Origin of the sequence: Microbacterium sp. JZ37 (genome assembly GCF_035188445.1) — a bacterium.
Taxonomy (GTDB): Bacteria; Actinomycetota; Actinomycetes; order Actinomycetales; family Microbacteriaceae; genus Microbacterium; species Microbacterium barkeri.
In genome coordinates, this window is record NZ_CP045253.1 from 2708148 (window position 1) to 2723072 (window position 14925).

A 14925-nucleotide genomic window follows, 5' to 3' on the forward strand; every position below is an offset into this window, starting at 1 on the left:
CGCTCAATCATCCCCCTCGGAGACAGCAAGTCATCGAGCTCGAGCCTATCCGAGGCCTCCTGAGGATGCCGCGATAGCGGCGTCCAACACTCGACAGCGAGGCATGGAACAATTACCGAGGCGTCCGGCGCTCGCCTGCCGCCTAGGGAGGGTTCTGCATGAAGTTGAGTGTGATCGGTTGCGGGTATCTGGGTGCAGTGCATGCGGCGGCGATGGCGTCGCTGGGGCACGAGGTCGTCGGGATCGATGTCGATGAGGCCAAGATCGCCAAGCTCGCCGCGGGCGAGACGCCGTTCTTCGAGCCCGGGCTCGGGGAGATCCTCACCCAGGGGCTGGAATCGGGTCGCCTGTCGTTCACGACCGACATGTCCGCCGCCGCGGGCGCGCAGGTCCACTTCATCGCCGTCGGCACCCCGCAGCGCCACGACGGCACCGGCGCGGACATGACCTACGTCAACGCGTCCGTCGAGTCCCTCCTGCCCCACCTGCGCCCCGGCGACCTCGTCGCGGGCAAGTCGACCGTCCCCGTCGGCACCGCCAGCCGCCTGGCCGAGCTGATCGCCCCCACCGGCGCGCACCTGGCCTGGAACCCCGAGTTCCTCCGCGAGGGCTTCGCGGTCAAGGACACCATCGAGCCCGACCGGCTCGTGTACGGCGTCTCCGACACCACCGGCACCGACGACACCGCCACCCTCGACGCCGTCTACCACACCGCGATCGCCGCGGGCACCCCCCGCCTGGTCACCGGATACGCCACCGCCGAGCTCGTCAAGGTCGCCGCCAACAGCTTCCTGGCCACCAAGATCAGCTTCATCAACGCGATGGCCGAGATCGCCGAGACCGTCGGCGCCGACGTCACCCAGCTCGCCGACGCGATCGGACACGACAACCGCATCGGACGCCGCTTCCTCAACGCCGGCGTCGGATTCGGCGGCGGCTGCCTGCCCAAGGACATCCGCGCCTTCACCGCCCGCGCCGAGGAACTCGGCAAGGGCGAATCCGTCGCGTTCCTCAAGCACGTCGACGAGATCAACCTCCGCCGCCGCCAGCGCGTGGTCGACCTCGCCGTGGACAGCTTCCCCGACCACATCAACGGCCACCGCGTCGCCGTCCTCGGCCTCGCATTCAAGCCCGACAGCGACGACACCCGCGACTCCCCCGCCCTCGACGTCGCCGTCCGCCTCAAAGGCCTCGGCGCCGACGTCATCGCCTACGACCCCGAAGCGATCCCCAACGCCCGCCGCGCCCACCCCCAGCTCGCCTACGCCGACACCCTCGACGACGCCCTCACCGGCGCCGAGACCGTCGTCATCGCCACCGAGTGGAAAGCCTTCCGCGACCTCGACCCCCACACCACCCGCGACAAGGTCGCCCGCCCCGTCATCATCGACGGCCGCAACATCCTCACCCCCACCACCTGGCGCGACGCCGGCTGGACCTACCACGGCATGGGCCGCTGACATGACCCCCGCGTCGCGATGAACACATACGCGCCTCAACGAGCTGGTTATCGTTAAGGAGTGCAGAGAGGTCCGTTCACCTGGGCGCCGGTGATACCTTTCGCGTTCGTCGTGACGCTCGGTTATGTCTGCCTCCTGGTCGCTTGGCTCGTCCCCGCTTGGAGTCCGTTCCTTGCACCTACCTGGATGTCCGTCACCGCGATCACCTTTCTCGGCTCGTACGTCTGGGAGCGGCTCGCACACCAGAGACGGCATCGTGGCGGAGGGCACTGAAAGCCCGGCCCTCGCTACAACGCATCATCAACCGCCGGCCTGTTCACCCACCGTCTCCCGCAGCAGCGGCGCCAGCATCTCCGCGTACTGCCGTGTGACGTGCATCTCGTCGCGCATCGTCGGGGTCGTGCCCACGAAAGCCGGGCAGCGACCATCCGCACAGAACCACTCCTCGACGGTGACGTACGCCGCACCGGCGGAGCGCACCGCTGCCATCTCACCCTCCGCCACCTCGCGATAGAGCGCGTCGAGCTCATGGATGCAATCAGCCGGCACTGACCCCGCGCCGGCACACTCCCCGAGCGCCTCCCGGCGCGGCGGCGACTGCACGAAGACGACGTCGTCGGTCACCTTCTTCAGCTGCTCCGCGAGACGCTCGGTCTCGAGCGCCCACTGATACACTCCGCCGCCATCGAGCGCGTCGACCGCCGGCTCGAGGTGCCACACCCCGGTGTACAGGTTGCTGACGAAGACGAGAGCGGGCGAGATGCGCTCGACCTCGGCGAGGGCTCCTGCCTGATGCTCCTCGCACGTCCGCTCGTGCTCCGCGTTGTCATACCAGCGCGGGATGTCGACCTGATAGCAGGCGGCCATGGTCAGCGCCTTGACGTTCCAGCCGTCTCCGAGCGCGGCGCGGATCATCGGCAGCAGCACGATGCCCGTCGAGTCGCCCATGACGACAGCCGTGCGCTCTGCCCCCTCGTGGGGGAACCAGCACGCCGACAGGTCGGCGAGATCCACGTTCGAGCAGCCGGCGCCATCCTCTTCCGGCATCCCCTGCACCGCGACATCAGCCGGAGCCGGGTCGAGCGCGGGCCACGCTGTTGCGGCGAGCGCGTCGCGAAGCAGTCCGTCGAGCTGGGCCTGCGAGGTGATCGTCGTGCGCTCCGCCGCCGCGGCCGCCGGTGCAGGAGGTCGCACCGCTCCCGCGGCGACAAGCCCCGCGATCAGCAGCGCGACTCCCCCGATCGTCGCGACCCAGACCATCCGCCCGCTGCCCCGCGCGAGCCATGCCGACCGCCGTACGGGGTTCTCGGCCAGGTGATATGTCACGACCGCGAGGACGAGCGTGGCCGCGAGCGCGACCGCGAGGAACTTCCGCTCGTGCGCATCGAACCGCGGCGCGAGGAACACCACGACCGGGAAGTGCCACAGGTAGAGCGAGAACGAGAGGTCTCCGACATACGTGGAGGCGCGATTCGTGAGGGGCCAGATCTCGGGTTCTCTCCCTCCGGTCCCGCCGGCGATGACGACGGCCGTCGCGACCACGGCGAGCAGCGCGCCGGGCACGGGCATCCCCTCGCTGCCGCTGGTGAGGAGCGCGAACGCGAGGGCGGCGAGACCCACCCAGACGATCCGCGGGCGCCAGGCGTCGCGCAATCGAGCCAGCAGCGGCGCGCCGACCGCCACGAGCGCGCCGAGGGCAAGCTCCCATGCGCGCGTGAGGGATGAGAAGTACGCGATGCCGGGCCGCTGCAGCGTCTCGAGCGCACCCCACGCAAGCGACCCGACGAGGATGGCGCCGAGCGCGATCGCCAGGACGCGACGGCTGGGCAGACGACCACGGGCCGCGAACAGAAGGCAGAGGATGAGGATGGCCGGCCATACGAGGTAGAACTGCTCCTCGACGCCGAGCGACCAGTAGTGCTGGAGCGGCGAGACGTCGCCGGTGTCGGCCCAGTAATCGGTGCCCTCGGCCGCGAAGCGCCAATTGCTCACGAAGAAGACCGCGGCGAGCGCGTCGAGGGCGATCGACCGTGCCTGCTCGCCGCCGAGGAGCGCCCAGCTCGCTCCGACGGTGACGACGAGCACGAGAACCGACGCCGGCATGATCCGCCGGACCCGACGCCGATAGAACTCGGCGAGTGAGATGCGGCCTGTGCGGTCGCTCTCGCGCAGCAGCAGCGCCGTGATGATGAAGCCCGAGATGACGAAGAAGACGTCGACGCCGAGGAACCCTCCCGCGGGCCATCCGACGGCGTGGTTCGCGATGACGGCGAGCACCGCGACGGCGCGCAGACCCTGGACGTCGCGGCGGAGGTGGCTCGGTTCGCGTCCGCCGCTCATGCGGGGCTCTGCGCCGATGCCCTGAGCGAGAGCGGACACGAGGGCCAGTTTAGGGGCGGGAGGAAGCCGCCGTGACGGCTGCTCCCGAGCGCCACGCGACTCACTCGCTCTCGGCGATCGCCTTCATCGCCTTCCAGCCGTGGGTCACGCCGCCGCCGGCGCGGAGCGCAGCGGCGACCATGACGGCTTCGGCGACATCGGCCTTGGACGCGCCCGCCCGGACCGCGCGCTTGGCGTGATCCTCGATGCAGAACGGACACTGCGTGGTCACAGCGACACCGACCGCGATCAGCTCCCTCGTGGCGAGGTCGAGGTTGCCGCTGTTCTTGCTGAATACGGCCTTGTCGAACCCGAAGAAGGCCGAGACCAGCTCGGGCGCGCCCTCCTTGATGTCGGCCATGAACGTCGCTTCGTCGTTGTGGGAGTGCACCTTGTTCCTTTCCTGGAGTGGCTTGTCCGTTCAGATGGCATCGTTCGCGAGCTGGTCAGACGCGGTCGGAGCGGGCTTCGCGCCGTTGACGACGATCGCTGTCACGACCGCCGCGACGACGAGTGAGATCGCGCCGACGGCGAGCGCGGCGGTGTAGCCGTGGACGAGCGCCTCTGATGCCTCCGCGACGATGGTCGAGTCGCCATCCCGGCGCCCCTGCGTCAGACGGGCGAGTGCGTCGGGCAGGTCGCCCGCAGTGACGGCGACCGCGATGCTCGAGGTCACGGCCATGCCGAGCGCCGTTCCGATCTGCTGACCTGCGTTGAGAAGGGCCGATGCGATTCCCGTGTCTGCCGGAGCAGCACTGGTCACCGCGGCCGATGTCAGCGGCACGAAGTTGAGCGCGAACCCGAACGCCGTGGCGAGGATCGCCGGCAGGAGGTGCCCCCAGTACGACGTGCTCGTGCCGATGAAGGTGAGCGAGAAGAGACCGCCGGCGGCGATGAGCATGCCCGCGCCGATGATCCAGCGCGGCGCGATCGCTGCCGCGAGCTTCGCGCTGATTCCCGCCCCGAGGACGATGCCGACCGCAAAAGGCAGCCAGGCGAGGCCCGTCTGCAGCGGGTCGAAGTCGAGGACGTACTGCAGGTAGAGGTTGAGCAGGTAGAACATGCCGAGCGGGCCGAACGAGACCATGAGCATCCCGACGTACGCGCCGGCGCGATTGCGGTTCCGGAACACCCGCAGCGGCAGCATCGGATCCTTCATCTTCGACTGCACCACGAGGAAGACGAGCAGCAGGATGGCCGCTGCGGCGAGGAACGCGAGGGTCGTTGGGTCGGCCCATCCGTGCTCGCCTCCGCGCGTGATCGCGTAGACGAGGGAAGCCATCGCGCCCGTGCCGAGCACCGCGCCGGCGATGTCGATCCGCCCCTGGTGCCGCTCGGCTTCGACGAGCGACCTGGTGCCCGCGAGAAGCAGGAGGCCGATCGGGATGTTGAGGTAGAACATCCAGTTCCATCCGAGCGTGCCCGTGAGCACCCCGCCGACGAGGAGTCCGACCGCGACGCCCAGGCCGGACATCGCGCCGTACAGGGCGAGCGCCGTGTTGCGCTGCTTTCCCGCTGGGAACGTCGAATTGATCGAGGCGAGCACGTTCGGCGCCGTCAGAGCTGCTCCGACGCCCTGAAGAGCGCGCGCGAGGATGACCATGGTGCCGCTCGTGGACAGACCCGCGATCAGCGCCCCGGCGATGAAGACGACGAGCCCGATGCGCAGCAGACGGCGGCGTCCGTACTGGTCGCCGAGTCGTCCGCCGAACAGCAGCAGCGCGCCGAACAGGAGGATGTAGGCGTTCACCACCCACGGCATCGCCGCGGGAGACATGCCGAGATCGGCTTGGATGGCCGGCAGCCCGACGTTCGCGATGACGTCGTTGAGGACGATGAGGAGCTGCCCGCCGGAGACGACGAGCATCGGGACGAGGAATCCCCGGCTCGACTGCACGTCAGCGGGAGGGCGAGCGGATGTGCGGGAGGGGGTGGTCATGCAGGCGCTTTCCTCGGGGTTCGGCTTCGGGGTCGACAGGACTCCTTGCCCAACACCATACCCCCCTAGGGTATTCCGCACAGAAAGAAGGGAGCGCGACTGACGACCTCCCGCTCCCGGCGCCGGGGATTATGCCAATATGTTCGTACCCTAACAACCCCGCGCGCGAAGGCTCGCAGGGCCCGTACCTTCAGTCGAGTACCCGAGTGCGACTGCGAAGGAGTCGATGTGATGCAGCCGCGTATCCGCGCCCACACGGAGTCCCTGACCGACAACGTGTTCCAGCATCTCGCGCGTGAGATCTGCGAGGGGCGCTACTCCCCCGGCGAGGCCCTCGAGCTCGCGGAGATCGCGCAGGAGCTCGGCATCTCGCGCATGCCCGTGCGCGAGGCCATCCGACGCCTCGTTCCGCTCGGGCTCGTGGACGTCGAAGCCAGCCGCTGGACGCGCGTCGCCCCGGTCACGCCGGCATCGACGAAGGCGGCGGCCGAGTTCGCCGCCTACCTCGCGGGCGGCGTCGCGCGGGTCGCCATCCCGAAGCTCGCCGGCACGACCTTGCACACGGCTGCGTCCGCCGAGCTGGCCGCCCTGGCCTCAGCGGCCGAACCACGCGACCTGCTCCTGAGCTCGACCCGCTTCGTCAGCGCGCTCGCGCGCGCCGCCGAGAACGAGCACCTTCTCGAAGCATGGAATGCCGCCCGGATCACGCTGCTGTTCCACGTCGGGCACGTCGTGCGCACGGGCCCGAGCCACGACATCGACATGGCTCCCACCATCTCGCGGCTGAAGCGGGCGTTCGAGGCCGGCGACGGCGCCGAGGTGGCGACGCACCTGCAGGAGTTCTTCCTGCCCGCGGCCTTCGCCGACTGCCGCCCCGCCGTCGAGGAAGGCGCACCGTAGCGCCGCAGCCGGCCAGCGCCATCCGCTCGGGTGCCCGGGTCGCTCCGTTCCCCACCGCCGTCGGGCCGTCGATACGATCGGGATCATGACTTCCGGGGGGATGGCGCGCGCAGCGCTGGGGCGAGCACGTGCACGAGGGCGGAAACCGGGTTCCGCGATCCGCAGGCTCGCGAGCGGACTCGCGGCCGCCATCCTGCTCGGGGGGATGGCCGCGGTCGCGCCGAGCGTGACGGTCGCGCCCGCCGCCGCGGCGAGCGCCTCGCCCGACCCGAGCTCGAGCCGCCCGATCTACCGGTTCTGGAGTCAGGGCTACGAGAACGCCCACTTCTACACGCTCGACCACGCCGAGGCGCAGGGCCTGCACAGCAAGGACGGCAACTGGACGTACGAGGGAACGGACTTCCGGGTCTGGCCGCTCGCGTCGGGCTCCTGCCCGGCCGGGACCTCGCCCGTGCACCGGTTCTGGTCATCCGCCTACACGTCGCACTTCTACACGATGAACGCGGCCGAGGCCGACGAGGTGCGCCGCACCGACCGCAACTGGACGTACGAGGGTGTGCGGTTCTGCGCCGCAGCGCAGCAGACCGAGGGGACCGTCGCGGTCCACCGGTTCTGGAGCCCGGGCTTCGAGAAGCACTTCTACACCGCCAACGCCGACGAGGCCCAGAAGCTGCGCTCGAGCGACCGCAACTGGACGTACGAGGGCGTCGCCATGTACGCGCCCACCTCGGGGGCGGCGTCGCCTCCGATCACGGGCCAGCCGGCACCGCGCGTCGGCTGCCAGTCGCCCGACATGCCCGCGGCGCTCGCAGCCCACGACGCGGGGCGCATCACGCAGCTCTTCGGCGGGGCGGGCGCGCTGCGCGACGCGATCGCCGACGGCCGCGCGGCGTGCGTGCCGCTCGACGACCCGGCGCTGCCGTGGGTCGTCGTGAACAAGCAGCGCCCCGTGTCTCCGCTCGACTACGTCCCCGCGTCGCTCACCGTGCCATCCGGCTCTCTCGTTGACGGCGGCATCCGCTCCGACGCCGTCGGATCGTTCGAGCAGCTGCAGCGCGACGTCGCCGCATCGGGCGCCGGCCGCATCGCGCTGACGAGCGGCTACCGCTCGTACGGCACCCAGGCGGGCATCCACCGCTACCAGGTCGAGACGCTCGGCCAGGAGCAGGGCGAGCGCCTCGCGGCCCGACCCGGCTACAGCGAGCACCAGCTCGGCCTCGCCGCGGATGTCGTCTCGTGCGGCGGCGGATGCGGCTCGCTGTACAGCTTCGCCGGCACCGCGCAGGAGCGCTGGGTGCGCGAGAACTCCTGGCGGTACGGGTGGATCGTGCGCTACGAGTCAGGCCAGACCGGCACGACCGGGTACAACGCCGAGCCGTGGCACCTGCGGTACATCGGCGCCGACCTCGCGCGGGTCTACCACGACGGCGGATACCACTCGCTCGAGGCGTTCTTCGGGCTCCCGGCGGCACCGGAGTACCGGTGACGCGGGAGCTGCCTTGCCCGTAGCAGACTGGATGCACCTCCGGCGACGTCGGCGCTCCTTCCGGGCGTTGAGCGCGCTGGTGCCCCTTCCGGGCGTTGAGCGAGCTGGTGCCCCTTCCGGTCGTTGAGCGAGCTGGTGCCCCTGCCGGGCGTTGAGCGAGCGAAACGAGACGAAACGCCGCCGAAGAACGGCCACCACGTTTCGTCTCGGTCGCTGGCGCTCCCTCGCTCAACGACCGAGGGGAGGTAGCGGCACACCCGCTCGGGAGGTTGAGCGAACGAAGCCCCATCCGGTCGTTGAGCGAGCGAAGCCCCTTCCGGGCGTTGAGCGAGCGAAGCGAGACGAAACGCCGCCGAAGAACGCTCACCACGTTTCGTCTCGGTCGCTGGCGCTCCCTCGCTCAACGCCCGGGGGAAGGCACCGGCGCTCCCTCGCTCGGGAGGTTGAGCGAACGAAGCCCCTTCCGGGCGTTGAGCGAGCGAAGCGAGACGAAACGCCGCCGAAGAGCGGTCACCACGTTTCGTCTCGGTCGCTGGCGCTCCCTCGCTCAACGACCGGGGGAAGGTAGCGGCACACCCGCTCGGGAGGTTGAGCGAACGACGCCCCTTCCGGACGTTGAGCGAGCGAAGCGAGTCGAAACGCCGCCGAAGAACGGTCACCACGTTTCGACTCGGTAGCTGGCGCTCCCTCGCTCAACGACCGGGGGGAAGGCACCGGCGCTCCCTCGCTCAACGACCGAGGGGAAGGCACCGGCGCTTCCTCGCTCAACGACCGGGGCAGGACGCCGACGCCCCCGCTCACCGCACCTCGCCCATCCGCTTCCGCGCATACCCCCATGTCGCGAGCGCGAGCAGCGGACCCCACGCCCAGAACGGCAGCACCAGCGCGCTCGCGCCGTGAAGCTGCCCCGAGGCGATCAGCCCCAGCTCCTGCACGCCGCCGGCGGTGAAGAGCACCGCGACCGAGAGCGCCGGCACGACGGCGAGCGCGATCGGCACCGGCTGCCCGCCGATGCCGGGCACCCACCGCGGCGCACGCTCGCCCCACGGCAGCACGAGCCCGAGCGTGAGCACGGCTCCGAGCAGCATCGCCGCCCCGAGCAGCAGCCCCGTCACGAACATGTCGGGGTGCTCCGCGAAGGCCTCGAGGTCGCCTCCGAAGAGCGGCCATGGTGTGAGCCACGTCAGACGCGCGACGACGTACGGCGCGGGGCACAGCGCCGCGAGCACCGTGATCACCACGCGATGCCGCTGCACGAACGCGCCCATGCGCGGGAGCGCGGCCGCCGTCGAGGTCGCGGCCCAGACCATCCAGACTCCGGCGAAGAGGGTGAGCCCGAGCGCCCCGACGAAGCGGACCGGATCGTCGAGGACGGTCTCGGTGAACCGGGCGTAGAACATCCCGATCGGGAACACCCCCGTCACCGCGAGCACGACGACGGCGACGACCGGCACCGCGAGCGCGACTGCCGCGAGCGGACGCCGCCGCGCGAGCAGGGCGATCACCACGACGACGCCGATCGGCACGAGGGTCGCGAGCGTGTACCCCGCGATGACGATGCCGTCGAATCCGACGAGGCCGAGCGCGACCGCGAGCGACGCGACGAGCGCGAGCGCGGGTGCCGCGCGGTCGAGCGACCGCCATCCGGCGAGCGAGGCGAGCCCTGCGGCGAGCGCGAGCACTCCCGCGAGCGCGAGGATGGCGCCCGCCATGAAGGACGCGAACGGCGCGGGTCCGCCGAGCAGCTGCTCGAGCGGAGTGCCGCCCGCCGCGAACGGGCCGGCGTCGGGAGCGACGAGCCACACCCCCGCGGCGGCGAGCGCCACGGTCGCGAGCGCGACACCGACCGACGTCAGCGGGCGCGACGCGGGCGGGCGGATGGTCGGAGCCGGGTTGGGAATCTGCGTGCGAATGTCCATGGCTCCACGGTCGCGCGGAGACTCCGTGCCGCGCTTCGCCCGCGAGAGCGGGACGGATCACCCGCGCGGGTGAGGCTGAGCGCCCGGCTCGACGACGCCGTGCTCGTACGCCCAGATGACGACCTGGATCCGGTCGGCGAGGCCGAGCTTCGCGAGGATCGCCTTCACGTGCGTCTTGACCGTGTTGCCGGTGAGGTACAGCGCGCGCCCGATGTCGTCGTTCGACGCCCCGCGAGCGAGCGCGAGCGCGACCTCGCGCTCGCGCGGGCTGAGCACGGCAAGCGGGTCGCCGCCTGCCGGAGCCGCCTGCCTGCGCACGTGCTGCAGCAGGAGCGCCGTGGCCCGCGGCGCCATGACGGCGTCGCCCGCGGCCACCCGCACGATCGCGTCGACGAGCGCGTCGGGCCGCGCGTCCTTCGTGAGGAACCCGCTCGCCCCTGCCCGGATGGCGCCGAACACGTACTCGTCGACGTCGAACGTCGTCAGCACGAGCACGCGCGTCGACGGCCGTACCCGCCGCACCTCCTCGGTCGCGCGGATCCCGTCCATCCCGGGCATCCGCACATCCATCAGCACCACGTCGACGTCGTGCGCGCGCACGTACTCGACCGCGGCCGCGCCATCCGCCACTCCCCCGACGATCTCGAGGCGCGCGTCCGCGCCGAGGATGGTCGTGAGCGCGTCGCGCAGGAGCTCCTGATCATCGGCGAGCAGCACCCGGATCATGCGCCCTGCTCCACCGGCATCGTCACCTGCACCGTCCATCCCGCTCCCCTGCGCACCTCGAGTGCGCCGCCTGCCTGGCGCACACGCTCGGCCATCCCGATGAGTCCCGTGCCGCCGCCCGGATCGTCGCGCGGGCCGGAGCCGCCGTCATCCGCGACGGTGAGGCGCACATCCTGTTCTCCCCATGCGAGCTCGACGCGCACCTCGACCGGCGGGCGCACATGGCGCACGGCGTTGGTGATCGCCTCCTGCGCCGCGCGGTACAGCGCGAGCTGGGCGTCGGGCGCGAGCGGGCGCGGATGCCCCGTCTCGACGAACGAGAGGCGGTGATCGGATGAGCCCGCGCCGGCCACGAGAGCGGCGAGCGACGCGAGATCCGGCGCGGGCGCGGTCTCGTCGAGCGCGCTTCGAGCGGCATCCGCTTCGTCGAGCACGCGGAGCATCCCGCGCAGCCCCTGCATCGCCGAGCGCCCGGTGTCGGCCACGCGGGCGAGGGCATCCGCCGCGCGCGGCTCGCTCGTGAGCACGCGCGCCGCCTCGGCCTGGGCGATCATGACCGTGAGCGAGTGCGACACGACGTCGTGCAGGTCGCGGCCGATCCGCGCGCGCTCGGCGGCGAGAGCATCCCGCACCTGCTGCCGCTCGCGCTCGGCCGTCGCGATGCGGCGTCGCCGCGCCGACCTTCCGAGCACCCACGCGGCGCTCGCGACCGCGGCGAGCGCGATGACCTCGAAGGCGATGAGCGCCGGGTCGGCCTGCCGCGTCGAGACGACGTCGACGCTCGTGATGACGAACGCGCCGACGATGCCGACGACCAGCGCCGCGACGGCCGTCGCGCGCCCCTGGGTCGACGCGACCTGCCACTCGAGCAGGAGGAACGCCACCGCCGACGGCACGAGGGCGGCGCTCGACGTTCCGGCGTCGGCCATGAGGGCGAGTGCGAGCATCACCGCGGCGCCGACCGCGAACGCCGCCCGCGGCAGCCACGGCGATGCGAAGGCGGCCGCGTGCAGCACGACCGCGAGTGCGCCGATCCACGTCGCCCACGCCCCACCCTGCACGGGAGCGACGAGCTGCACGAGCATCGCGATCGTCATCGGCAAGGCGATCGCGCACAGGAGCACCGCCGCGACGAGCGGCCCGCGACGGTCGGCGTCGGATGCGGTCACGGCTCCATCGTGCCGCGCCCGGCGCCGCCGCGCCTCCCCCGCGCGGGTGAGGGGCGGCGGGGGTGGAGTGGGGCGATGAGTGCCGCTTCGGGATGTGGAGCGGGCGGGTGCCGTCTCCCCGGGCGTTGAGCGAGCGAAGCGAGTCGAAACGCCGCCGAACCCGAAGAACCGTCACCACGTTTCGTCTCGGTCGCTGGCGCTCCCTCGCTCAACGACCGGGGAAGAGCAATCGCTCAGGTCGCAAAAACCGGCCGCTAACCGGCGTTTTGGGACCGAAACTGCGACCCGAACAGCCAGGCCCACCGCTCAGGTCGCAGAAACCGTCCCCCAACCGACGTTTAGCGGCCGGAACTGCGACCTGAACAGCCGACCCAACTGCCCAGGTCGCAAAAACCGTCCTCAACCCCGCGTTTAGGGGCCGAAACTGCGACCCGAACAGCCAGGGGCGGCCGAGCAACCCCAGGTGCGGCCGAGCAACCCCAGGTGCGACCGAGGAACCCCCAGGGGCGGCCGAGCAACCCTCAGCTGAGCCCGCGGAGGAACGCCCGCAGGTCCGAGGCGAGCAGCTCCGGCGCATCCATCGCGGGGAAGTGACCTCCCTCAGTGAAGTCGCTCCAGTGCTCGATGCGGTTCGCCGGATCCATCGTGCGACGCAGCAGCGGGTGCGTGTCGAACGCCGCCCAGGCCGAGGGCACCGGGCCGCCCATGAGCGGCATCGCCCCGGAGTGCGCGCCCTCGTAGTAGAACTGCGCGCTCGATGCGCCGCTGCGGGTGAACCAGTACAGGCTCACGTCGGCGAGGAGCTGGTCGCGATCCACCACCGGCGCGCCGTACCCGTCGCCCGACCGCACCTTGAACTTCTCCCCGATCCACGCGAGGAGCCCCACGGGCGAGTCGGTCAGTGCCGCACCGATCGTGTCGGGGCGGTGGTTGTGCATCTCGAGGTAGCCGCGCTCCGCAGCGCTCGCCGCCAGGATCCCGTCGAGCTCGGCCGCCTCCGCCTCCGACAGTCCGTCGGGTCGCGGGAAGACCGCGCCCACGAGCCCGAGCACCGCCCGATCGATGCCGAGGTGCATGCCGATCACCCGCTCGGGGTAGACCGCGGCGAGACGGCCGGCGACGCCGGAGCCGATGTCGGTGCCGTGGACCGCGAACCGTTCGTAGCCGAGCCTCGTCATGATCTCGGCGAAGGCATCCGTCGTCCGAGCGAGCTCCCATCCGGTGCCCGAGAGCGGAGTCGAGAAGCCGAACCCGGGCGGCGAGGCGATCACGAGGTGGAAGTCGTCGGCGAGCATCGGGATGATCCGCTCGTACTCGATGAACGAGCCCGGCCATCCGTGATTCAGGAGCAGCGGCGTGGCGGCGGGGTCGGACGACCGCACGTGCACGACGTGGAAGATCTGGCCGTCGACGACGGTCGTCAGCTGCTCGAGCTCGTTGAGCCGAGCCTCCTGCGCACGCCAGTCGAACCCGTCGCGCCAGTACTCCGCGAGCTCGCGGAGGTACGGGAGAGGGATGCCCCGGCTGAAGTCGTGCGGGTCGTCGCGACCCGGCACCGGGTGCGGCCAGCGCGTGCGCGCGAGTCGGTCACGGAGATCGTCGAGGTCGGCCTGCGGGATGTCGATGCGGAAGGGTGTGAGAGCTGTGCTTTCGGTCATGACATCGACGCTTCCAGGCAATGCGGACGATGAGCTTCCGCGATTCGGAGGATGATCGAGGCATGCTGGAGACCTCGGCCCGCCTGCTCGAGCTGCTCTCACTCCTTCAGGCGCGACGCGACTGGACGAGCTCGGCGCTCTCGGAGCGCCTCGGCGTGAGCACGCGGACCGTGCGCGCCGACATCGGCCGCCTGCGCGCGCTCGGCTATCCGGTCGACGCGCGCCCGGGCGTCTCGGGCGGGTACCGCCTCGCCGCCGGCACGGCGATGCCGCCGCTCCTCCTCGACGACGACGAGGCGGTCGCCGTCGCGCTCGGGCTCGGCGCGATCGCGACCCGGGGCGTCGGCGTCGAGGAGACATCCCTCACCGCCCTCGCGAAGCTCGAGCAGGTGCTGCCGTCGCATCTGCGCCGGCGCGTCGAGGCCGTGCGCGCGGCGACGAGCGCCGTGCCCGATCCGGGCGGTCCGGTCGAGCTCCCCGTGCTCGGCGCCGTCGCGGCGGCCATCCGCAGCCAAGAGCGGCTGCGCTTCGGATACACGACGCACGACGGCCGCACCGAGCCGCGCCACGTCGAGCCGCAGCGGCTCGTGAACTGGGGGCCGCTCTGGTACCTGCTCGCGTGGGATCTCGCCCGCGACGACTGGCGCATCTTCCGGGTCGATCGGATGGTGCCGCACGCGCCGACAGGCGCGCGGTTCCGACCGCGGGTCATCCCGGAGGAGGAGGTTGTGAACTTCGTCGTGCGCCGCGTCGCGCGGTCGACCTGGACATACCGCGCGCGCGTGGTCGTGCATGCACCGTCCGCCGAGGTCGCCGCACGGATCCCCATCCCGATCGAGATCGAGGAGATCGACGAGAGCACGTGCCGCTTCGAGCTCGGCTCGAACGACCCCGACCGGCTCGCGCTCTCGCTCACGCAGCTCGGCGCAGACATCGAGGTGCTCGAGGGCGACGAGGTCGTCGCGGCGCTCGAGCGGCTCGCCGCGCGACTCCAGCGGGCCGCGGGTGGGGCGCTTTCTGGTCGTTGAGCGCGCGAAGGGAGTCGAAACGGGGTGAGCTCTGGAGGAACTGCGTTTCGACTCGGTCGCTGGCGCTCCCTCGCTCAACGACCGGGACAGTGCGCTCGCGCTCCCCGCTCGACCGGGGAGAGTGCGCTCGCGCTCCCCGCTCAACGACCGGAGTGAGCGCGCTGGCGCTCCTCGCTCAACGACCGGGGAGCGTGCGCTCACGCTCCCTCGCCCAACGACCGGGGAGGTGCCCTGGCGCTCCCTCGCTCAACGACCGGGGTG

Annotated in this window: 11 protein-coding genes; 4 read left to right on the forward strand and 7 right to left on the reverse strand. The window is 71.3% G+C overall.

What is annotated here, in order from left to right; all coding sequences use genetic code 11:
• The first annotated feature begins 158 nt into the window (after positions 1 to 158).
• Positions 159 to 1460, forward strand: a complete 1302-nt coding sequence (locus GC092_RS12595; RefSeq protein ID WP_324012313.1) for a UDP-glucose dehydrogenase family protein — start codon at positions 159 to 161, stop codon at positions 1458 to 1460.
• A gap of 300 nt (positions 1461 to 1760) precedes the next feature.
• On the opposite strand, the gene GC092_RS12600 is transcribed toward GC092_RS12595, so the two are convergent.
• The 3 genes from GC092_RS12600 to GC092_RS12610 form a co-directional block, all read right to left on the reverse strand.
• A complete protein-coding gene (locus GC092_RS12600) occupies positions 1761 to 3839 on the reverse strand; it encodes an acyltransferase family protein (protein ID WP_324012314.1) in 2079 nt (692 codons plus the stop codon).
• 61 nt (positions 3840 to 3900) lie between these two features.
• Positions 3901 to 4200: a carboxymuconolactone decarboxylase family protein gene (locus GC092_RS12605; RefSeq protein ID WP_324012315.1), complete on the reverse strand. Its 300-nt coding sequence runs from the start codon at positions 4198 to 4200 to the stop codon at positions 3901 to 3903.
• Between the two features lie 60 nt (positions 4201 to 4260).
• Positions 4261 to 5778, reverse strand: coding sequence for an MFS transporter (locus tag GC092_RS12610; RefSeq protein WP_324012316.1), 1518 nt, complete (start codon positions 5776 to 5778; stop codon positions 4261 to 4263).
• 231 nt (positions 5779 to 6009) lie between these two features.
• Between GC092_RS12610 and GC092_RS12615 the strand changes: the two genes are divergently transcribed.
• Positions 6010 to 6678, forward strand: coding sequence for a GntR family transcriptional regulator (locus tag GC092_RS12615; protein WP_324012318.1), 669 nt, complete (start codon positions 6010 to 6012; stop codon positions 6676 to 6678).
• A gap of 85 nt (positions 6679 to 6763) precedes the next feature.
• Positions 6764 to 8164 (forward strand): D-alanyl-D-alanine carboxypeptidase family protein, encoded by a 1401-nt coding sequence (locus GC092_RS12620; protein WP_324012319.1) that lies wholly within the window; start codon positions 6764 to 6766, stop codon positions 8162 to 8164.
• A gap of 797 nt (positions 8165 to 8961) precedes the next feature.
• Here GC092_RS12620 and GC092_RS12625 read toward each other — a convergent pair.
• The 4 genes from GC092_RS12625 to GC092_RS12640 form a co-directional block, all read right to left on the reverse strand.
• Positions 8962 to 10083, reverse strand: coding sequence for a hypothetical protein (locus GC092_RS12625; RefSeq protein WP_324012321.1), 1122 nt, complete (start codon positions 10081 to 10083; stop codon positions 8962 to 8964).
• A gap of 57 nt (positions 10084 to 10140) precedes the next feature.
• Positions 10141 to 10809 carry a response regulator gene (locus GC092_RS12630; RefSeq protein WP_324012322.1) on the reverse strand — a complete coding sequence of 223 codons (669 nt, stop codon included), beginning with the start codon at positions 10807 to 10809 and terminating at the stop codon, positions 10141 to 10143.
• Positions 10806 to 11978 (reverse strand): sensor histidine kinase, encoded by a 1173-nt coding sequence (locus tag GC092_RS12635; RefSeq protein ID WP_324012324.1) that lies wholly within the window; start codon positions 11976 to 11978, stop codon positions 10806 to 10808. The genes GC092_RS12630 and GC092_RS12635 overlap by 4 nt, the downstream gene beginning before the upstream one ends.
• A 521-nt stretch (positions 11979 to 12499) precedes the next feature.
• Positions 12500 to 13636, reverse strand: coding sequence for an epoxide hydrolase family protein (locus GC092_RS12640; protein WP_324012325.1), 1137 nt, complete (start codon positions 13634 to 13636; stop codon positions 12500 to 12502).
• 62 nt (positions 13637 to 13698) lie between these two features.
• Between GC092_RS12640 and GC092_RS12645 the strand changes: the two genes are divergently transcribed.
• The gene (locus GC092_RS12645) at positions 13699 to 14664 is read left to right on the forward strand and encodes a helix-turn-helix transcriptional regulator (RefSeq protein WP_324012326.1); all 966 of its coding nucleotides are present in this window, start codon (positions 13699 to 13701) and stop codon (positions 14662 to 14664) included.
• Positions 14665 to 14925 lie beyond the last annotated feature (261 nt).